Here is a 20,454-nt window from a genome sequence, read left to right as displayed (position 1 = left end):
GCCGCGCTCGGCGGGGGGACGTGGCGCGACCTGGCCGTGCGCGGGCTGCGCGGGCTGCGCGGGCTGCGCGGCACCGTAGGCGGCCGGCGGCTGCGAGGTGCCGTATCCGCCGGGCTCCCGCGCGGCGGACTGACCTTCGAACTCCGACGAGGCGCCGTACCCGCCGCCAGGCGTCCGCGGTGCCGCGTGCTCGGCGGAAGGAGGCGACGTCGCCGGGTCCTGCGCAGGCTGCGAGGCGCCATACGCACCCGACGTTCCCGCGGCGGCAGGATCGCCGGACGTCTGCGGAGCGCCGTAGCCATGGGGCATCTGAGGGGCGGCGGAACCGGCGGACGGCTGCGCGTCGCCGTACCCGCCCGGAGACTGCGGCCCGCCAGGGCCGGTCGGCCCTTGAGGCCCGCCCGGGCCACTTGGGCCACCCGGCGTCTGCAGCGTCCCGTACCCGTCCGTCGGCCGACGCGGGGCGTACCCGCCCGCTCCCTGCGGCGGAGGCGGCGAGCCCTCCGGCGGGCGCCCGCTCGTGTCAGCCTGCTGGTGCGGCAGCGAACCGGCTCCGCCGTCCGGAGACGGCGGGTGGCCCGCACCGCCGGGCGCCGGAGCGGCACCCCACTGGGGCGCCGCATCGGCGCCCATCCCGTACTGCGAAGCCTGGTCGGACCCTTGCGACCCGTACCGCGTGGCCTGGTCGGACCCCCGCGCCCCGTACGCCGAAGCCTGGTCCGAGCCCTGCGCCCCGTACTGCGAAGCCTGGTCGGACCCTTGCGAACCGTACTGCGTGGCCTGGTCGGACCCCTGCGCCCCATACGCCGACGCCTGGTCCGAACCCTGCGCCCCGTACTGCGAGGCCTGGTCGGACCCCTGCGCCCCATACGCCGACGCCTGGCCGGAGCCCTGCGCTCCGTACCCGGACGCCCCGTCAGTGCCCCATCCCGGCGCGGAGGCGGAGGCCGGTGTGTCCCATCCGGGGGTGGGTTCGGACGGCGCGCCCCAGGAGGGGGCGGCGGGGTTGCCCGCGTCCGGAGCGGGTGAAGGTCCGCCCTGTCCGTGCTCCGGGGGAGCCTGGCCGGGGCCCCATGGCTGGCCCCAGGCCTGGCCGCCCGCCGGGGTCGCGTGGTCCGTCTGCTGCTGACCCGGGAGGAGAGGGGCCCCGCCGTCGGACGGCAGCACGATGCCTTCGCGCGCGGGGCGCTGCGAGGGCTCCTCGCCCTGTCCGTTCTGCGTCACCGGGACTCCTACGAATGGGGGACCTTCGGAATCGTCGGTTCACGCTACCGGGTCCCCACAACCCCATGCCACGCCGCTCAGAACGTGGCCCTCGCCCCATGGAGCAGAACTGACGAAATCCCCCCTCAAGGCGCCGGTAAGTGCTCCCTTTCACACATCACCCATCCGTGTCCTCCACTCACGCCCGCGTACGCCGACGTCTACGCCGCCGCCTGCAACTCCATCCGGGCCCCGAACTCCCGTACCACCGGCTCGTCCCGGTACGGCTCCAGTCGCTGCTGGAAGTCGTCCAGGTACTCGGCCCCGCGGTTCGACCGCAGCGTGCCGAGGAGCTCGACGGCCCGCATCCCCGTGTGACAGGCCTGCTCCACCTCGCGCTGCTGCACCTGCGCGCTGGCCAGCAGTACGAAGCCGATCGCGCGCCGCCGGGCGCGCGTCTCCGGATGCCCGGCGAGGGACTCCTCCGCGCATCGCGCGGCCGCCTGGGCCTGCCCGAGATCCCGGTGGCAGTGCGCCAGTTCGTCGGCCAGATAGGCCTCGTCGAAGTGCGCGATCCACTGCGGATCGTCCCCGGAGGCCCCGTCGGCCGACTCCAGGGCCGTGACCGCCCGCCCCGACGCCACTTGGGCCGCCCGGGCGTCGCCCATGAGCGCGTGCCCGCGCGCCTCGGCGGCGTGGAACATCGACTCCGCGCGCGGGGTCACACGCCCACGCGCGCCCTCCTGCGCCGCGCGCGCCAACTGCGCGATCTCCCGCGGGTTCCCGAGCTGCGCGGCCAGGTGGCTCATGGACGCGGCCAGTACGTACCCGCCGTACCCGCGATCGCCTGCCGCCTGGGCGAGCCGCAGCGCCTGGATGTAGTACCGCTGCGCCAGGCCCGGCTGCCCGGTGTCGACCGCCATATAGCCCGCCAGCTCCGTCAACCGGGCGACCGCGGCGAAGAGTTCCCGCCCGACGGCTTCCCGGTACGAGCCCGCCAGCAGCCCGGAGACGACACTGTTCAGGTAGTGCACGACCACCGGGCGCACGTGCCCGCTGCCGTACTGATGGTCCAGGTCCACCAGCGCCTGCGTCATCGCCCGGACCGCCGCCACGTCGGAGAGCCCGACCCGCGGCCCGACCGAGCGTGCCACCTGCGAGTCCGGCGCGGAGATCAGCCAGTCGCGGCTCGGCTCGACGAGCGCGGAGGCGGCGACGGACGAGCCGGACAGGAAGTCCCGGCGGCCCACGTCGCTGCGCCACAGCTCGCAGACCTGCTCGATGGCGCCGAGAACGGTCGGCGAGAACTGCAGGCCCACACCGGAGGCGAGGTTCTTGCCGTTCGCCATCCCGATCTCGTCGATCGTGACCGTCCGGCCCAGTTTTCGGCCCAGCGCCTCGGCGATGATCGCGGGCGCCCGCCCGCGCGGCTGCTGTCCGCGCAGCCAGCGCGCCACGGACGTCTTGTCGTAGCGCAGATCGAGACCGTGCTCCGCGCCGCACATGTTGACCCGGCGGGCCAGCCCTGCGTTCGAGCAGCCCGCTTCCTGGATGAGCGCCTGCAGCCGTTCGTTCGGCTGCCGCGCGACGAGAGGCCTTGCGGCCATGGCGTACCCCCTGCTTCACGGCTCGGGTGCCTGCCCGCGCACCGAGTTGACGATTCCTCACGGCCGGCCCCCCGACCCGAGGGAATGGATCCGGCCCTGAAGATCAATGCCCCGCGGACATACCGAAAATGCGAGACATGCGAGGATTGCCGGGGTTGAAGGCTGCTGCCCGGCCTCACACGTGGCTACCCAGCCCACGCCGTCGCTGCCCATGCGCGCCCCCACCCATGCATCCATGCGCCCCACACGAGGGATCGATGCTCCTCCCCCGCGCGCGTCAGGACCGTAACCCGAGGTGGGCACGGGAGTTGAGTTCAGCGTGGAAGAGACCATCACGAGCACCCAGACCGCGCAGATCCCCAAGCAGCGCGGGGAAGCACTGCAGGACATCGCCGTGCGCTATGCCGAAGAGCGCCACTGGGACGTGTTCCCCGGCACTTGGCTGGAAGCCGTCGACGGGGTGCAGCGCTGCTCGTGCGGCGAGCCCGCGTGCGCCCTCCCCGGCGCGCACCCGGCGCGCGAGGACTGGCCGACCCAGGCGACGGGCAGTGCGACCGTCGCGCGCCGGCTGTGGTCGAAACAGCCGGCCGCGTCGATCCTGCTGCCCACGGGGCGCACGTTCGACGCGATCGACGTCCCCGAGACGGCGGGCTTCCTCGCGCTCGCCCGCATGCGGCGCATGGAACTGACGCTCGGCCCCGTGACCTGCACCCCGGCCCGGCGGATGCAGTTCTTCGTCCTGCCCGGAGCCGCCGCGAAGATCCCCGACCTGGTCCGCAGGCTGGGCTGGCCCCTCTCGACGCTGGATCTGGACGTGCTCGGCGAGGGTGCGTACGTGGCGGCGCCGCCCACCCGGTTCGGGGCACACGGAGCGGTGCAGTGGGCCTGCCGGCCGACACCCGCCAACCGGTGGCTGCCCGATGCGGAGGAGCTGATCTCGCCTCTCGCTTACGCGTGCGGGCGCGACGCGCGTCGTTGACCCGTCGAAATGTCACAGCCCCGCGCCCCTCGGGCGCGCGGCCCCGGCCGGGTGCGCAGCGCTGACACGTATCGTGCTCGCATGACGGAGGGAGCGAGGGTGGGCGCTGTTGCCGTGCGGGTGCAGGGACTGTGGAAGCGGTTCGGGGAGCAAATCGCTGTAGCGGGGGTCGATCTGGAGTTGCCCGCGGGCCGGTTCATCGGCCTGGTCGGGCCGAACGGGGCGGGGAAGACCACCACCCTGTCGATGGTGACCGGCCTGCTCCGGCCCGACCAGGGCACCGTCGAGGTCGTCGGACACGACGTGTGGCGCGATCCGACGGAGGTCAAGGCCCGCATCGGCGTCCTGCCCGAGGGCCTGCGGCTGTTCGAGCGCCTGTCGGGCCGTGAACTCCTCGCGTACACCGGGCGGTTGCGCGGACTGCCGGGCGCCGAGGTCGACAAGCGGGCCACCCAGCTGCTGGACGTCCTCGACCTGGCCGGCGCCCAGCACAAGCTCGTCGTCGACTACTCGACCGGTATGCGCAAGAAGATCGGGCTCGCCGCGGCGCTCCTCCACAATCCCGAAGTCCTCTTCCTCGACGAGCCGTTCGAGGGCGTCGACCCCGTCTCCGCTCAGACGATCCGCGGCGTCCTGGAGCGGTACACCGCGTCCGGCGCCACCGTCGTCTTCTCCTCCCACGTCATGGAACTCGTCGAGTCGCTCTGCGACTGGGTCGCGGTGATGGCCGCGGGCCGCATCCGCGCACACGGCCCGACCGCCGACGTACGCGGCGCGGCGCCCTCCCTCCAGCAGGCGTTCCTCGAACTCGTCGGGGCGAACGACCGCGACACGAGTACCCACCTCGACTGGCTCGGCGGCGGCGCCCGATGAGCACCGCCGCCGTCGTCCCCGTCGTCGTACGGCTGAAGCTGTCCCTCCTGCGCAACGGCCTGCGGCAGTCGGCCGGGCGGCGGGCCGCGTACGTCGCGTCGGTCGTCCTCGTCCTGTTCTTCGCCGCGCTCCAGCTCATCGGCCTGATCGCGCTGCGCGGCAACACCCACGCGGTGTCCGTCACGGTGCTGCTCACCACCGTCCTGGCGCTCGGCTGGGCCGTGATGCCCCTCTTCTTCCCCGGCGGCGACGAGACGCTCGACCCCACCCGCCTGGTGATGCTGCCGCTGCGCCCGCGCCCGCTCGTCCGCGCCCTGCTGGCGGCTTCCCTGATCGGCATAGGGCCGCTGTTCACCCTGTGCATGTTCGCCGGTTCCGTGATCGCGACGGCGCGCGGCACGGCGGCGTACGTCACCGGAGTCGTCGCGGTCGTCCTCGCGCTTCTCGTCTGTGTGGCCCTCGCCCGTGCGGTCGCCGCCGCCAACATCCGTCTGCTGACCAGCCGCAAGGGCCGCGATCTCGCCGTACTCAGCGGTCTGGTGATCGCCGTGGGGGCGCAGGTCGTCAACTTCGGGGCGCAGAAGCTCGGTGCGTCGGGTCTGTCCACGCTGGATCCGGCGGCCGACGTGCTGCGCTGGGTGCCGCCGGCGTCGGCGATCGGCGCGGTCGACTCGGTGAGCGAGGGCGCGTACGCCACCGGGGTCGCCCAGATCGCCCTGAGCGCGCTGGCGTTGACCGCTCTGCTGGCACTCTGGCAGCGGAGTCTGACCCGGCTGATGACCTCGCCGGACGGCTCCACTCTCCAGGCCGCCGAGCCCGCGCGTGACCGGGCCGGCCGCTCCTCGGGCCTGGGCCGCCTGCTGCCCGCGGGCCGCACGGGCACGGTCATGGAGCGCAGTCTGCGGTACGTGTGGCGCGACCCCAAGACGAAGGCCGCGTGGGTGACGTCGCTCGCGATCGGCCTGATCGTGCCGCTGTTCAACGCGTTGCAGGGCACCGGCTCGATCTACTTCGCGTGCTTCGCCGCCGGGATGCTCGGGATCCAGATGTACAACCAGTTCGGGCAGGACACGTCCGCGTTCTGGATGGTCGCGATGACGATCTCGTCCACGCGCGACGCGTATGTCGAGCTGCGCGGACGGGCGTTGGCGCTCCTGGTGATCACCCTCCCGTACGCGACGCTCGTGACCGTCCTGACGACGGCGATGCTCGGCGACTGGCCCGCCCTGCCCGAAGTCCTGGGCCTGTCCTTCGCGTTGCTCGGCGCGATGCTGGCGACCGGGGCCTGGTCCTCCGCCCGTTTCCCGTACTCGATCCCTCAGGAGGGCTACAAGAACGTGGCCCCCGGGCAGGCGGGCCTCGCCTGGATCTCCATCTTCGGCGGCATGGTCTCGGCGGCCCTGCTGTGCGCGCCCGTCCTCACCTTCACGATCGTGCTGCACGTCGTGAAGGGCGGGGAGGAGTGGACGTGGGTGCTGCTGCCGCTGGGGACGGCGTACGGCGCGCTGATCGGTCTGCTGGGGCTACGGCTGGCCGCGCCGCGCACGGCACGGCGGCTGCCGGAGATCCTGGCGGCGGTCAGCAAGGGCTGACTGCGCGTCTTTGCGCGTCATGAGGCGAGCAAGGTGTCCAGGAACGGCTCGATCGCCGCGCGCCAGGCGTCCGGCTGGTCATAGTGCACGAGGTGGCTCGCGTCGGCGACCTCCGCGTACTGGCCGCGGGGCAGCACGCGGACCATCTCCTGGGACTCGGCCCGGCCCAGCTCGCCGTCCAGGCCGCGTACGACGAGAGTGGGACAGCTGACCTGCGCCAGCTCCTCCCAGTGCGCGTCGTACACCCAGGTCTGGCGGGACTTGAGCATCTGCTCGGGCTCGAAGACGGGGCGCCAGCCGTCCTCGGACTCGGCCATGACCTCGGCGTAGAACTCGCCGCGTGCCGGATTCGGGCGCTCCACCCAGGGGTCGTCCTCGCCGAACCACTTGCGTACGTCCGCGAGTGTGGCGAAGGGGACGGGCCAGGCCTTGAACCAGTCCTCCCACTCGCGCTGCGAGGCCGCGCCGAGCGCGGAGGCCCGCATGTCACAGATGATCAGCCCGCGTACGAGGTCGGGCCGCTTGGCGGCGAGCTGCCAGGCGGTCAGCGCGCCCATGGCGTGGCCGATCAGTACGGCCTGGGCGAGGCCCAGCTGTTCGAGCGCCGCCTCGGCGTCGTCGACGTAGGCCTCACGGGTGTACTCCCCCTCGGGGGGCTTGTCGCTCTGGCCGTGGCCGCGCTGGTCGAGCGCGACGGCGCGATGGCGCTCGGACAGCCAGCGGGCGGTGGACGCCCAGTGCGAGGCTCGGCCCATGAGGCCGTGCAGTAACAGCACGCCGGGCGCCCGCCCCGTCTCCCCGGTCTTGGGAGGGTCGGCGAACTCCCAGGCGGCGAGGCGTACGCCGCCCGCTCCAGTCACCTCGATGCGCCGCACCATGAGTTGGCACCCCCCTTGATCCACTCGGCCCGCTCGTGCCGCGTGAGTCGGCCGGTCTGCTGCTGTCGCTCGTCGTACCGCTGCTCCTGCTGGTTGTGCGCTGGTCGTGCTGGTTGTCCGCTGGTCGCGCTGGTTGTGCACTGGTCGTGCTGGCTTGTTGTGCCTACTGGTTATTCCTGCGTATTGAGTGACGGTTCCGTCACTCATACGTTATCGAATGCGCATTCGAAGGTGGGGCTTTTGGCGGCAACACCCCTCGTTCGAGTGACCTCGCTCAGGGATTGATCGCCGCCCGCGCGGGGAGATCTTCAGCGGGAGGCGGACCGCTCGGGGAAAACGGTCCGAGGGGAATGACCCTGAGAGCTCGGGGCTCCGGGTCAGCACAGGGGAGGACAGGCCCCGGCGCCACAATGCGCCGGGGCCCACCTCATGTCTGCGGTCGTGCACGTGGTCATGCCTGTGGTCACGCCCATGGCACATCCTGCCGCCCCTCCCTGACCAAGCGTCAGCGCCACCGCCTCCGCGATCAAGAACCCTCAGGTCATATGCCTCTCGCGACAGCGTCGCACGCAAACGGCTCGACCGCTGCGATTCGGCGCACTGAATCTTGTTTCTATGGGAACTGTGGGACGGGGCAACTGGTGGCCGGGTTAAGGGAGTTGAACACGAGATCGCAAGCAAGCCCGCCGCTGACCATGCCATCCGCCACCGCGGCGTGCGGTCAAGCGCGAGCCGGCCGCACGCCATCGGACGGGCCGGCGCGACATTGCCCCCACCACGGCCGACGGCCGGGCAACAGACCGAGCCGAAAGCGGGTCGGCGTGAGGCCGCCGAACACCCCCCGCGGCCGGCGGGGCGGTGGTCGGGCGAAGGGGTGGTGCTACTTCTTTGCCACGAAGACGTGGGAGGCGATGCCCGAATCCAGTTCGGCGGCCTCGCCGCCGCTGCCCACGAGGACGCCGCCCGCCGATTCCGTCACGCTGACCACCGAGCCGGGCTGCACGCCGGCGCGGCGCAGCGTGTACATCAGCTGCGCGTCCTTCTGGATGGGTTCGCCGATGCGGCGTACCACGACCGTCTTGCCGTCGCCGCCCGGGTCCAGGTCGGCCAGCGAGACCATGCCCGCGTCCAGGAACGGGTCGGCCCCGTCCTTCTCGCCCAGCTCTTCCAGGCCCGGGATCGGATTCCCGTACGGCGACTCCGTCGGGTGGCGCAGCAGCTCCAGGACGCGGCGCTCGACCGCCTCACTCATCACGTGCTCCCAGCGGCACGCCTCGGCGTGCACCTGCTCCCACTCCAGACCGATCACGTCGACGAGGAGGCACTCCGCGAGGCGGTGCTTGCGCATCACGCGTGTGGCCAGCCGGCGGCCCTCCTCCGTGAGCTCCAGGTGCCGGTCACTGGCGACCGCCACGAGGCCGTCACGCTCCATGCGCGCGACGGTCTGGCTCACCGTCGGCCCACTCTGGTCGAGCCGCTCGGCGATCCGGGCGCGCATCGGGACCACACCTTCCTCCTCCAGCTCGAGGATGGTGCGGAGATACATCTCCGTGGTGTCGATCAGTCCGGACATACGTGCCCCTTGATTAGCTCTGCCGGAGGCGGAGTGGCTCACCGGCGTGTGCGCTGGCCCTCGCACCAATTCTGACGCATACCACTGACAACCGTGCCGCGCGGTTGCCACCACGCGGTGACGAGTGCCTCCGTGGTGGTACCGACGCCCGTGTTGACAGCACAGTGGTCCAGACCGCAACGTGATCCGCGACACGACGGGCGTACGTCGAAGGGGCTTCGCCGATGAGCGAGAGCAAGCTGGCCGGGCAGTTCTTCGATGCCGCGATCCGCCTCCTGGAGCGCGTACGGGACGAGGAGACCGAGGCCATCTCGGCCGCCGGCACGCTGATCGCCGACACGGTCGCCGCCGAGGGCCGGCTGTTCGCCTTCGGCGCAGGACACTCCTCGCTGGCCGCGCAGGAGATCGTCTACCGAGCGGGCGGCCTCGCGCTCATGAACCTGCTCGCCGTACCGGGCGCCGTCGGCGTGGACGTCATGCCCGCCACCCTCGGCTCCGCCCTGGAACGCGTCGATGGCCTCGCGAGCGCCGTCCTCGACTCCAGCCCCGCGCGCGCGGGAGACACCCTCGTGATCATCTCCCTCTCCGGACGCAACGCCCTCCCCGTCGAAATGGCCATGAACGCCCGCGCCCTCGGCCTCAAGGTCATCGGGGTCACCTCGGTCGCGTACGCCACGGAGACGAAGTCCCGGCACAGCTCGGGCACGTACCTGAAGGACCACTGCGACATCGTCCTCGACTCGAAGATCGCGGTCGGCGACGCGGAACTCACCCACGACACCGTCGCCGCCCCCTTCGCCCCCGCCTCCGGCGTCGTCACGTCGGCCCTCCTCCAGGCGGTCATGGCCACCGCGGCGGGAGCCCTCGCGGACCGCGGCATCCAGCCGCCGCTCCTGCGCTCGGGCAACGTGGACGGCGGACACGAATGGAACCGCCGCGTCTTCGAGGAGCACGCGGACCGGATCTTCTACCGCCGCTGACCCGAGACGCGAGACCCGAGACGCGAGACCCGAACCACGAACCACGAACCCCGGAGCCGTTCTGCCCCTCCGGCCGGCTCGGCCGGCTCAGCCCCGCTCCGACGCCCCGGCCAGATCCAGCGCCGCGGCGATCCGTACCGCGACGTCCTCCGCGTACATCGCGTCGGCCCGCTCGAACTGCGTACGGCTGGCGCCCCGCAGGAACGTCACGACGCCCAGGGTCCGGCCGCGGCTGCGCAGGACCGCGCACAGCGCGTGCACCGAGTCCGCGGGCCACTGCCGGGCCGCGGCCCATTCCCGGGTCCGCTCGGGGGAGGACGCGCCCGCGCTGGCCCGTACGGACCCGATCCGGTCGACGCACTGCAGCGCGGGATGCCCCTCGGCGTACCGCACGGGCAGTCCGGCACGTCCGGCCGGCAGGCTCGGGCCCGGCGCTCCGGAGGGTGTGGCGGCGGCCCGTACGAGCCGCACCGGGCCCTCTCCGTCGCGTACGGAACCACCGGCCACCCGGTCGATCAGCGCGTGATCGGCGAAGCCGGCCAGCGCGAAGTCCAGATGAACGACCGCCGCCTCCGCCGGATCCTCGCACTCGGCCGCCGCACGCGCGGCCCGGTGCAGCTGGTTGGTCCGGAACCGCAGCAGCGAGGCCTCCTGCTCGGTCTGCTTGCTCTCGGTCACGTCCTGGAAGAGCCACCCGACACCGAGCGGCACCGGCTCCTCCGCGAGCGGCGAGGCCAGCCGCAGAAACCCGCTCCACCAGCAACGCCGCTTCTCGCCCTCCGGCGTCCGCACCGTCACCCACATCTCGGCGGGCGCGGGCGGCGACCCCTCCGCGAGCACATGCGTGAGCGCGCTCTCCAGCTCCTCGACGCCCTGCGCGAGCAGCTCCCCCAGGGGCCGCCCCAGCACAGCCGTACGCCCTATCCCGAGCGCGCGAGCCGCGTGCGCGTTGACGACGGCGGGCCGCAGATCGGCGTCGACGAGCACGACCCCCCACGACGCGTCCTCGAACAACGCCTCACTCAGAGCTATCGACCGCTCCAGGTCTATCTGCGCATGCACCTCGCTGAAGGCGCAGTACACGCCGGCGGGCTTCCCGTCCGGCCCGCGCACGGCAGCGGACTGCGTGCGGACGAGCACCCGCCCGCCCTCCTTGGTGAGCAGCGCGAACTCGTACACCTGCCGCCCCGGAGCCTGCATCGCCGACAGCAGCCGCTCCTGGACCTCCTCGGCGTCCGCCGTCCGCACGGCCCACCCGGCGAACCCCTGCCGCCCGACCGCCTCGTCCGCGGTCCACCCCAGAATCCGCTCGGCCTCCCGATTCCAATGGGTGACGACCCCGTCGGCGTCGAAGGCACACAACGCCGCGTCCATCCCATCGAGCAGAGCGGCAAGCAGATCGGCCCCGTCCCGCTCGGGCTCCTGGGGCCCCAGCTCGTCCGTGGTCCCGCTACGCCGTGAAGCACTCACCTGGCACCCCCTGCAGGCCGTGTCGGCGTGTCCTGCGCGGTACGACCGCGCTTCCGTTCACTCACTACGCATCACTCACTACGAATCATTCAACTCGAACGTGACGCAGCCCACACCGGGTTCCCCCAAGATTGCGGGAAATCGTTGTACGCGGGAAACGTCCGCCCCTCCTGCCCCACCCGCCACCGTGCCAGACCGTGCCGGCCCACGAAGCTCAGAGCGGCGCCCGGACATGGCCCAGGCCTCCCGGACCCGGCGGCCCCACATGGATGTAGTCGATCCGGACGCTCGGTGGGAAAGCGGGCGCCACGTAGGGATTGGCCGCGTCCCAGGTGGCCGACGGAGCCGCCGGGTCCGCGTACTCCCAGGCGTCGAGCAGCACCTGCCCGGGGACGACGGGTGCCGTCTTGTAGCCGCCGATCAGGCGGACCTCGTCCGAGTCGGGCCATGCGTTGAAATCACCGGTGAGGACGGGCGGGAACGCGGTCCCGCCACAGTGTTCCGCGACGAACCGGCACCACCGCCCGGTCCACGACGGGCCACCGGCTGAGTACGGCACAACCGAAATCGACCGTCGCGTCCCCCGCCGTCGCTGCCACCGCTCCCACGGCCCGAACCGCCACCACACGTTCCACGTCACCACACGCATACACCGCCCCACCCTCCGCTACGCCGCCCCCACCCGCCGCGGGAATCCGCACCTACCCAGAAAAAGCGCTTGAACGACCTCGGGGCCCTTCCTAGGGTGTGCAGTACACGAGAAGGGAGGTGGTTCGGCAGATGTATGAATACCGGACGCGTGAGGTGACTGCGGGCTAGCGGCTCGCCACCACACCCAGTGCGGTGCCGGACCAGCGCGTGAGTCGAGCGCGCAGCCGGCCCAATCTCAAGCAGTCACCCGACCCGCGAGCTCGCCGGTACGTCCGGCCGGCTCCCTCCCTTGGAGGGGACCAGAGCTCGCGGGTCGTCTGCGTTGCGGGGCCCGAGGGCTCAGCGTGCGATGTCCTCGTAGCCCTCGATCTCGTGCGGGTCGCGGGTGCCCGGGCCCACGTAGCGGGCCGACGGGCGTACGAGGCGGCCCGTGCGCTTCTGTTCGAGGATGTGGGCCGACCAGCCGGCCGTGCGGGCGCAGGTGAACATGGACGTGAACATGTGGGCGGGGACCTCGGCGAAGTCGAGGATGATGGCGGCCCAGAACTCGACGTTGGTGGCGAGGACGCGGTCGGGACGCCGGGCGTGGAGTTCCGCGAGGGCGGCCTTTTCCAGGGCCTCGGCGATTTCGAAGCGGGGGGCGCCGAGCTCGCGGGCGGTGCGGCGCAGGACTCGGGCGCGGGGGTCCTCGGCTCGGTAGACGCGGTGGCCGAAGCCCATGAGGCGTTCGCCCCTGTCGAGGGCCTGGCGGACGTAGGCGTCCGCGTCACCCGTCCGTTCGATCTCCTCGATCATGCCGAGGACGCGGGAGGGTGCGCCTCCGTGGAGGGGGCCGGACATCGCTCCCACGGCTCCCGAGAGCGCCGCCGCCACGTCCGCGCCGGTCGAGGCGATCACGCGGGCCGTGAAGGTCGAGGCGTTCATGCCGTGCTCGGCCGCCGACGTCCAGTAGGCGTCCACGGCCGCCACGTGCTTGGGGTCCGGCTCTCCGCGCCAGCGGATCATGAAGCGTTCGACGACGGACTGTGCCTTGTCGATCTCGCGCTGGGGCACCATCGGCAGGCCTTGTCCGCGTGCGGACTGGGCGACGTACGAGAGGGCCATGACGGCGGCGCGGGCGAGGTCCTCACGGGCCTGCTGCTCGTCGATGTCGAGGAGCGGTTTGAGGCCCCAGACGGGGGCGAGCATCGCGAGGGCCGACTGGACGTCCACGCGGATGTCACCGGAGTGGACGGGGATGGGGAACGGTTCGGCGGGCGGCAGTCCGGGGTTGAAGGCGCCGTCGACGAGCAGCCCCCAGACGTTTCCGAACGAGACGTGGCCGACCAGGTCCTCGATGTCGACGCCCCGGTACCGCAGGGCGCCGCCCTCCTTGTCCGGTTCGGCGATCTCCGTCTCGAAAGCTACGACTCCCTCGAGTCCGGGTACGAAGTCGGACATCAGGCGGCTCCTCGTGATGCGTGCGACGGATGGGTTGGGGGGTGTGGCGGGTAGGGGATGGGGGGTACGGACGGTATGGGCTGGGGTTTTTCATGTGCCAGTCATGCGCGTTCGGCTACGTGCGGTTCCACGGTCGCTCTTGGACTCGCGGTCCGTACGTCACCCCGGTGATGCCCCGTGCGGCAGGCCGTCACCCACATCGTTTCGGCAGCAGGACGATAGTCCCTTGGTGCCACCCTTGGGGAGGGGTTGCGGCACTCAGTGCCATGCAGTGATGAAGCCCACGCCCCGCCGGCTCGCCGCCGGCATGCGGCAAGATGACCGAGTGACCGACCATGACCCCATCCTCGACCCCGCCACCATGCGCAAGCACTACCGGGCCGAGGGACTCGACGAGACCGAGCTGGCCGACCACCCCATGGAACAGTTCGCGCGCTGGTTCATACAGGCCGCGCAGGCCGCGGAGCAGGGCGCGGTGTACGAGCCGAACGCCATGGTCGTCTCCACGGCGGACGCCCAGGGCCGGCCGAGTTCCCGCACGGTGCTGCTGAAGCAGTACGACGAGCACGGTTTCGTCTTCTTCACCAACTACGAGTCCCGCAAGGCGTGTGACCTCGCGGCGAACCCGTATGTCTCGCTGCTCTTCCCGTGGCATGGGATGGCCCGCCAGATCGTGGTCAACGGCACCGCGCGGCGTACCGGGCGGGACGAGACGGCCGCGTATTTCCGGACCCGCCCGCACGGCTCCCAGCTCGGTGCCTGGGCCAGCGCCCAGTCCTCGGTGATCCGCTCACGAGCCGAACTCGACGCCGCGTACGCCGAGTTGGCCGCCCGCCACCCCGAGGGCGAGCAGGTCCCCGTCCCGCCGAACTGGGGCGGCTTCCGCGTCACCCCCCAGACGGTCGAGTTCTGGCAGGGCCGGGAGAACCGCCTGCACGACCGCCTGCGGTACGTCGCGGAGGAGGCCGGAGGGTGGCGGGTGGAGCGGCTCAGTCCGTGAGGCGGCCGAGTCCGTGAGGCGGCTCAGTCCGTGAGTACGCCCTCCAGGATCTCCCCCCACTGCGCGACCACGCGCTCCCGCCTCGTCCCGTCGTCGGTGAGCAGGTTCGCCAGGCCCAGTCCGCGGGCCATGTCCAGCAGCCCCTGAACGGTTTCGCGAACCCCCGGGCGGGATTCGTCGGCGCCGAGCAGTTCCACGGCCATGTGGTGGGTCTCGCGTCCCACGCGGGCCTCCAACTCGGTGACCCGGGGCCTGAGTTGGTCCTCGTTGGAGGCGGCGACCCAGAGGTGGAGGGCGGCGCGGAACAGCGGGCCCGTGTACAGGTCGACGAGGGCGCGAACGACGGCGCGGCGGTCCGCGGTGCCGTCGGGGAAGAGGTCGCGCAGGGCGGTGGAGCGTTGTTCGGCGACGTATTCGACCGCCGCCGTGAAGAGGTCTTCGCGGGTCGGGAAGTGGTGCTGGGCGGCGCCGCGTGAGACGCCCGCGTGTTCGGCGACGACGGAGACCGTGGAGCCCGCCCAGCCGTGCTCGGCGAGGCAGGCGACGGCGGCTTCGAGGAGGCGTTGCCGGGTGGCCCTGCTGCGGTCCTGCTTGGGGACCTTGAGGACCCTGGGGGCGCGTTCGGTCCCGTCTTCGGTGCTCACGGTGGTCACAACACCCATGGAGGATCCCGTCGTTCGAGGAAGGCCGTCATCCCTTCGCGGGCCTGTGCGGAGGAGAACAGCTGGGCCGAAAGCGCGGTCAGGGCGGCCGCGTCCCGGTCGAAGGTGTCCAGCACCTTAGTGGCGATCAGCCGTTTAGTCTCGGCCAGCCCTTGGGGGGAGGCCCGGCGCAGCCCGTCGAGGACGGGCGCGAGGACGGCATCGGCGTCCTGGCCCGTCGCCGTGACGAGACCGATCCGGGCGGCCTCGGCGGCGTCGAGGCGCTCTCCGGTGAGGTAGTAGCGGGCTACGGCGCGCGGGTCCAAACGAGGCAGGAGGGGCAGCGAGATCACGGCGGGCGCGACGCCGATGCGTACTTCCGTGAAGGCGAACGTCGCGTCGTGCGAGGCGGCCGCGATGTCGCAGGCGCCGAGCAGTCCGAGGCCGCCCGCGCGCACATGGCCGGTGACGCGGGCGACGACGGGTTTGGGCAGTTCGACGATCTGTCGCAGGAGGGCGACGAACGTCTCCGGGGGCGGCGGGTCGCGCAGGTCTGCGCCCGCGCAGAAGGTGGTGCCGGTGTGGGTCAGGACGACCGCGCGTACCTCGCTGTCCTTGCCGCACTCGGTGAGCGCGTCCGCGAGTTCGGCGGCGAGTTCGGCGGAGAGGGCGTTGCGCCGCTCGGGCGCGTCGAGCGCGAGGGTGGTGATGCCGCGCTCGTGCGACCGCCGCACCTGGGTCATGCCCGCTCCCTCAGTTCGCGTCGCAGGATCTTCCCGGAGGTCGCCCTGGGCACCCCTTCGATGAAGTCGACGTGCCGGATCTTCTTGTACGGGGCTACGCGCTCGGCGACGTAGGCGATGACGTCTCCTTCGGTGAGGTCGTTCGCGGACGGCTCAGCCGGCTGGCGCACCACGTAGGCGTGCGGGACTTCGTTGTTGTCGGAGTCGTAGACGCCGATGACGGCGGCGTCGGCGATACCGGGGTGGGTGAGCAGGAGGGCTTCGAGTTCGGCGGGGGCCACCTGGAAGCCCTTGTACTTGATGAGTTCCTTGACGCGGTCGACGACATACAGCCAGCCGTCGGCGTCGACATGGCCCACGTCTCCGGTGTGCAGCCAGCCGTCCTCGTCGATCATCGCGGTGGTGGCGTCGGGGCGTCCCAGGTAGCCCTTCATGACCTGCGGGCCGCGGATGGCGATCTCGCCCCTCTCGCCGACGCCGAGGTCCTTTCCGGGTTCGTCCAGGGACAGGATGCGCATCTCCGTGCCGGCGATGAGTTTCCCGACGCTTCCGGGGGGCGGGTTCTCGCAGGCCAGGGGGACGACGTGGGTGCCCGGCGAGAGTTCCGTCATGCCGTAGGCCTGGCCGACGGGAGGCAGCCCCAGCCTGCGGGAACAGGCGGCTGCCAGCTCGGCGTCCAGGGGTGCCGCCGCGCTGATGATGTACTTCAGGGACGACAGGTCGTAGCCCTCGACGGCCGGGTGTTTGGCGAGGGCGAGCACGATCGGCGGGGCCACGTACAGGCCCGTGATGCGCTGTTTCTCGATGGCCCCCAGGAAGCCGTGGAGGTCGAAGCGGGGCAGGACGACGACGGTGGCCCCCTGCCTGAGGGGCGCGTTCATGAGGGCCGTCAGCCCGTAGATGTGGAAGAAGGGCAGCACGGCGAGGATGCGGTCGCCGGGGCCCATCGGCATGGTGGGCGCGAGTTGCGCGAGGTTGGTGGCGATGGACCGGTGGGTGAGCATCACTCCCTTGGGGACACCGGTCGTTCCGGAGGAGTACGGGAGCGCCGCGACGTCTTCCACGGGATCGATGCCGACGTCGGGCTCGGGGGCCGTGGAACCCAGCATGTCGAGCAGCGAGCGGTGCCCTTCCGCCTGGTCGCAGACGAAGATCTCCCGTACGCCACCCACCAGTTCGGCCGCCGCGCGTGCCGTCTCCAGGAGGGGCGACACGGTGACGATCCAGCGGGCGGCACAGTCCCGCAGCTGTTTGGCGAACTCCTCGGCCGTGGCGAGCGGATGGACGGTGGTGACCGACGCCCCCGCGCGCGTGGCGGCGAAGAACGCGACCGGGAAGGCGATCGTGTTCGGGCTGTGCAGGGCCAGCACGTCCCCCTTGCGGACGCCCGCCTCGGCGAGCGCGGCGGCGATCCGCCGGTGGAACGTGTCCAGTTGGGCGTAGGTGAGCGTCGTGCCCTCCTCGCCGTCGACGAGGGCCGGTGTGTCGCCCCACTCGGCGGCGCGGCCCAGGACCGCCTCGTGGATGGGTTCTTCGACCTCCGGGACGTCTGCGTACTCGCTGCGGAACACCATGGCGGGCCCTTTCCAGGAGTCGGCCTCGGAAGCCTGTCGGCTTCGGAAGCCGTTCGGACTCGGGAGCCGGTCGGCCTCGGGAGCCGGGCCGAGAGGCGTGCGGTGCCTTGATGGTGCCTAGTAGGACTTCGGCAGGCCTAGCGTCTGGTGTGAGACAAAGTTGAGGATCATTTCCCGGCTGACGGGGGCGATGCGGGCCACCCGGGACACCGTGATGAGCGAGGCCAGGCCGAACTCGCTGGTCAGGCCGTTGCCGCCGAGGGTGTGCACGGCCTGGTCGACGGCTTTCACACAGGCCTCGCCGGCCGCGTACTTGGCCATGTTGGCGGCCTCCCCTGCGGCGGCGTCGTCCCCCGCGTCGTACAGGAAGGCGGCCTTCTGCATCATCAGGCGGGCGAGTTCGAGCTCGATGTGCGCCTGCGCGAGGGGGTGGGCGACGGCCTGGTGGGCGCCGATGGGTTCCTTCCACACGGTGCGCTCACGGGCGTAGTCGACCGCCCTGGAGAGCGCGTAGCGCCCTATGCCGATCGCGAACGCGGCCGTCATCACGCGCTCCGGGTTGAGCCCCGCGAAGAGCTGGATCAGGCCGGCGTCCTCGTCGCCGACGAGGGCGTCGGCGGGCAGCCGTATGTCGTCCAGGGTCAGCTCGAACTGCTTCTCCGCGCCCTGCAGTTCCATGTCGATCGGCCGCCACTCGAAGCCGTCGGCGTCACGCGGGACGATGAACAGGCAGGGCTTGAGCCGGCCGGTCCTCGCGTCCTGGGTGCGGCCCACGATGAGGGTGGCGTCGGCGATGTCGACTCCGGAGATGAACACCTTGCGGCCGCTGAGCACCCAGTCCGTGCCGTCCCTGCGGGCCGTGGTGGTGATGCGGTGGCTGTTGGATCCCGCGTCCGGTTCGGTGATGCCGAAGGCCATGGTGCGGGTGCCTTCGGCGATTCCGGGGAGCCAGTCGCGCTTCTGGGCCTCGGTGCCGAAGCGGGCGATGACGGTGCCGCAGATCGCCGGTGAAACCACCAGCATCAGAAGGGGGCATCCTGCGGCGCCGAGTTCTTCCAGGACGATGGAGAGTTCGGCTGTGCCGCCGCCTCCACCGCCGTATGCCTCCGGCAGGTTGACGCCGAGGTAGCCGAGCTTGGCTGCCTCCGCCCAGAGTTCGTCGGGGTGGCGGCCTTCTTTGATGACGGTGGTGAGGTAGTCGCGGCCGTAGCGTTTGCCGAGGGCGGCTACGGCGGAGCGGAGAGCTTTGTGCTCGTCGGTTTCGATGACGGTGGTCATGGGGGCTCCTCGGGGGGAGGGGGCTGCTGCCGTCTGGAGGGTGCGGGTTCGTTGTGGCTGGTCGCGCAGTTCCCCGCGCCCCTTACGGGGCGGAGTCCTCACGCTTGCTTTCTACGACGGCCAGCAGGGTGCCGACCTCTACCTGCTTGCCGGGGGCCGCGTGCAGGGCCGTCAGCGTGCCCGTCACCGGCGCGGAGATCTTGTGCTCCATCTTCATCGCCTCCAGCCACAGGAGGGGCTGTCCGGCCTCCACGTGGGCGCCCTCGGTGAGTCCCTCGGCGACGCGTACCACCGTGCCGGGCATGGGCGCGAGGAGTGAGCCGGGGGCCTGGTCGGCCGTCGGGTCGGGGAATCGGGGCAGGGCTGTGAGGGTGGTGGTGCCGACGTGGACCCGGTCGCCGTACCGGCTGACCTCGAACTTCCGCCGCACACCGTCGATTTCGAGCACGACCAGGTCGGGGGCAGCCCGCACGACGCGCACCCCTTCGGCGGTCAGGCCGTCACGGGTGTGGTGGTAGCGGACCTCGTGGTCGGTGCCGTCCGTCTCGTCGCGGTAGCGCTTCACCTGTGGCTGCGAGGGCAGGTTGCGCCAGCCTCCGAACCGCGAACGCCCGAGGGCGTCCGCGAGCGCGGCCGCCAGGGGGGCGTACGGGTCCGGAGCGGGTGTCGTGAGGTCGCCCAGGTGCCGGTCGTAGAACCCGGTGTCCATGCGGCCTGTCGCGAACTCCGGGTGCCTGAGCGAGCGTACGAGGAGGTTCCTGTTGGTGACCGGTCCATGCACCGCCGCCCGCTCCAGGGCGCCGGCCAGCTTGCGGATCGCCTCCGCGCGCGTGGGGGCGTGCGCGACGGCCTTGGCGAGCATCGGGTCGTAGTGGACGCCGATCGTGTCCCCGCCGGTGTATCCCGTGTCGAGGCGGACGCCGTCGGGGACCGTGAGGCGATGCAGGGTGCCGGTCTGCGGGGTCCAGTCGTTCGCCGGGTCCTCCGCGTACAGGCGGGCCTCGATGGCGTGGCCCCGCTCGCGTGGGGGGTCGTTTTCGAGGGTGGCCCCTTCGGCGACACGGATCTGCAGGGCGACGAGGTCGATGCCGAACACCGCCTCCGTGACGGGGTGTTCGACCTGGAGGCGGGTGTTCATCTCCAGGAAGTGGGCCTTCGCCCCGGCCACGGGGTCGTCCGCGACCAGGAACTCGACCGTGCCCGCGCCCACGTAGTCGACGGCACGGGCGGCGCGTACGGCCAGCTCGTGCAGTTCTTCGGTGAGTTGCCGGGGCAGTCCGGGTGCCGGCGCCTCCTCGATCACCTTCTGGTGACGGCGCTGCAGGGAGCAGTCGCGGGTGCCGAGCGGCCACACCGTGCCGTGCGCGTCGGCCAGGATCTGCACCTCGACATGCCGGCCGCCCTCCACATAGGGCTCGACGAAGACCTCGCCGTCCCCGAAGGCGCTCAGGGCCTCGGCCCGCGCCGCCGCCAACTCGGCGTCCAGGTCGGCGAGTCGGCGTACGACGCGCATGCCGCGCCCGCCCCCGCCCGCGGCGGCCTTCACCAGCACCGGAAGGTCGTCCTCCGTGACCTCGGTCAACGGGGCGAGTCCCATCAGCTCCTTCGCCCGCGTCTTGGACGCCATCGCCTCGATCGCCTCGGGCTGCGGGCCGATCCACACCAGGCCGGCTTCGGTGACGGCCCGCGCGAAGTCGGCGTTCTCGGAGAGGAAGCCGTACCCGGGATGCACGGCGTCCGCGCCCGCGCTCAGCGCCGCCTTCACGATCAGTTCGCCGCGCAGATACGTCTCCGAGGGCGCCGCGCCCGGGAGGCGTACGGCCGCGTCGGCCACGCGCGCGTGGAGGGCGTTCTCATCGGCGTCCGAGTACACGGCGACGGTTCGGATGCCCCGCTCCTGGCATGTGCGGAAGATCCGGCAGGCGATCTCGCCCCGGTTGGCGACGAGCACACTCGTGATCAACACGTTCCC

General features: G+C 71.7%; 16 protein-coding genes and 1 pseudogene. 5 read left to right on the top strand and 12 right to left on the bottom strand.

The features are described 5' to 3' along the window. Both FE633_RS48825 and FE633_RS34250 read right to left on the bottom strand, forming a co-directional pair. Window positions 1-1,224, bottom strand: a 1,224-nt coding sequence (locus FE633_RS48825) for a DNA polymerase III subunit gamma/tau domain-containing protein (protein ID WP_484422050.1), incomplete at its 3' end; no start/stop codon positions are given. Between the two features lie 200 nt (window positions 1,225-1,424). After that, on the bottom strand, window positions 1,425-2,810 hold the full coding sequence (locus FE633_RS34250) for an NsdA family TPR-like regulatory protein (protein ID WP_138049061.1): 1,386 nt from the start codon (window positions 2,808-2,810) through the stop codon (window positions 1,425-1,427). 319 nt (window positions 2,811-3,129) lie between these two features. Between FE633_RS34250 and FE633_RS34245 the strand changes: the two genes are divergently transcribed. From FE633_RS34245 to FE633_RS34235, 3 genes are all read left to right on the top strand, one after another. Then, a complete protein-coding gene (locus tag FE633_RS34245; RefSeq protein WP_138049060.1) occupies window positions 3,130-3,789 on the top strand; it encodes a bifunctional DNA primase/polymerase in 660 nt (219 codons plus the stop codon). An 81-nt stretch (window positions 3,790-3,870) separates the two neighbouring features. Further along, window positions 3,871-4,662 (top strand): ABC transporter ATP-binding protein, encoded by a 792-nt coding sequence (locus tag FE633_RS34240; protein ID WP_138049059.1) that lies wholly within the window; start codon window positions 3,871-3,873, stop codon window positions 4,660-4,662. Continuing rightward, window positions 4,659-6,254 (top strand): transporter, encoded by a 1,596-nt coding sequence (locus FE633_RS34235; RefSeq protein WP_138049058.1) that lies wholly within the window; start codon window positions 4,659-4,661, stop codon window positions 6,252-6,254. The genes FE633_RS34240 and FE633_RS34235 overlap by 4 nt, the downstream gene beginning before the upstream one ends. 17 nt (window positions 6,255-6,271) lie before the next feature. Here the strand turns inward: FE633_RS34235 and FE633_RS34230 are convergent, their stop codons facing one another. Both FE633_RS34230 and FE633_RS34225 read right to left on the bottom strand, forming a co-directional pair. Further along, on the bottom strand, window positions 6,272-7,132 hold the full coding sequence (locus FE633_RS34230; protein WP_138049057.1) for an alpha/beta fold hydrolase: 861 nt from the start codon (window positions 7,130-7,132) through the stop codon (window positions 6,272-6,274). Between the two features lie 880 nt (window positions 7,133-8,012). Next, window positions 8,013-8,705, bottom strand: coding sequence for an iron-dependent transcriptional repressor DtxR (locus tag FE633_RS34225; protein WP_138049056.1), 693 nt, complete (start codon window positions 8,703-8,705; stop codon window positions 8,013-8,015). A 224-nt stretch (window positions 8,706-8,929) separates the two neighbouring features. On the opposite strand from FE633_RS34225, the gene FE633_RS34220 reads away from it, so the two are divergent. Then, a complete protein-coding gene (locus FE633_RS34220) occupies window positions 8,930-9,685 on the top strand; it encodes an SIS domain-containing protein (protein WP_138049055.1) in 756 nt (251 codons plus the stop codon). Between the two features lie 87 nt (window positions 9,686-9,772). Here the strand turns inward: FE633_RS34220 and FE633_RS34215 are convergent, their stop codons facing one another. The 3 genes and pseudogenes from FE633_RS34215 to FE633_RS34205 all read right to left on the bottom strand — a co-directional run bounded on the left by FE633_RS34215 (window position 9,773) and on the right by FE633_RS34205 (window position 13,246). Then, window positions 9,773-11,155, bottom strand: coding sequence for a PAS domain-containing protein (locus FE633_RS34215; RefSeq protein ID WP_138049054.1), 1,383 nt, complete (start codon window positions 11,153-11,155; stop codon window positions 9,773-9,775). A 226-nt stretch (window positions 11,156-11,381) separates the two neighbouring features. Then, window positions 11,382-11,804 (bottom strand): annotated as a pseudogene (locus tag FE633_RS34210) (endonuclease/exonuclease/phosphatase family protein); the annotation flags it as partial. A gap of 341 nt (window positions 11,805-12,145) precedes the next feature. Beyond that, window positions 12,146-13,246, bottom strand: coding sequence for a citrate synthase 2 (locus FE633_RS34205; RefSeq protein ID WP_119103085.1), 1,101 nt, complete (start codon window positions 13,244-13,246; stop codon window positions 12,146-12,148). A 307-nt stretch (window positions 13,247-13,553) separates the two neighbouring features. Between FE633_RS34205 and pdxH the strand changes: the two genes are divergently transcribed. Next, window positions 13,554-14,246 carry a pyridoxamine 5'-phosphate oxidase gene (pdxH, locus tag FE633_RS34200; protein WP_138049072.1) on the top strand — a complete coding sequence of 231 codons (693 nt, stop codon included), beginning with the start codon at window positions 13,554-13,556 and terminating at the stop codon, window positions 14,244-14,246. Window positions 14,247-14,269: 23 nt separating this feature from the next. Here pdxH and FE633_RS34195 read toward each other — a convergent pair whose 3' ends face one another. The 5 genes from FE633_RS34195 to FE633_RS34175 all read right to left on the bottom strand — a co-directional run bounded on the left by FE633_RS34195 (window position 14,270) and on the right by FE633_RS34175 (window position 20,445). Beyond that, window positions 14,270-14,908: a TetR/AcrR family transcriptional regulator gene (locus FE633_RS34195; RefSeq protein ID WP_138049053.1), complete on the bottom strand. Its 639-nt coding sequence runs from the start codon at window positions 14,906-14,908 to the stop codon at window positions 14,270-14,272. Further along, a complete protein-coding gene (locus FE633_RS34190; RefSeq protein WP_138049052.1) occupies window positions 14,896-15,630 on the bottom strand; it encodes an enoyl-CoA hydratase family protein in 735 nt (244 codons plus the stop codon). The genes FE633_RS34195 and FE633_RS34190 overlap by 13 nt, the downstream gene beginning before the upstream one ends. Next, a complete protein-coding gene (locus tag FE633_RS34185; RefSeq protein WP_138049071.1) occupies window positions 15,627-17,201 on the bottom strand; it encodes a 4-coumarate--CoA ligase family protein in 1,575 nt (524 codons plus the stop codon). Before FE633_RS34185 ends, FE633_RS34190 begins: the two co-directional genes overlap by 4 nt. 120 nt (window positions 17,202-17,321) lie before the next feature. After that, entirely contained in the window at window positions 17,322-18,482 is a 1,161-nt protein-coding gene (locus tag FE633_RS34180; RefSeq protein ID WP_138049051.1) for an acyl-CoA dehydrogenase family protein, read from the bottom strand. Window positions 18,483-18,564: 82 nt separating this feature from the next. Next, on the bottom strand, window positions 18,565-20,445 hold the full coding sequence (locus tag FE633_RS34175; RefSeq protein WP_138049070.1) for an acetyl/propionyl/methylcrotonyl-CoA carboxylase subunit alpha: 1,881 nt from the start codon (window positions 20,443-20,445) through the stop codon (window positions 18,565-18,567). Window positions 20,446-20,454 lie beyond the last annotated feature (9 nt).

Origin of the sequence: Streptomyces montanus, from assembly GCF_005786655.1 — a bacterium.
Classification (GTDB): domain Bacteria; phylum Actinomycetota; class Actinomycetes; order Streptomycetales; family Streptomycetaceae; genus Streptomyces; species Streptomyces sporangiiformans.
Note: the sequence above shows the minus strand (reverse complement) of the source record. Positions and strands in the feature narration are given on the sequence as shown.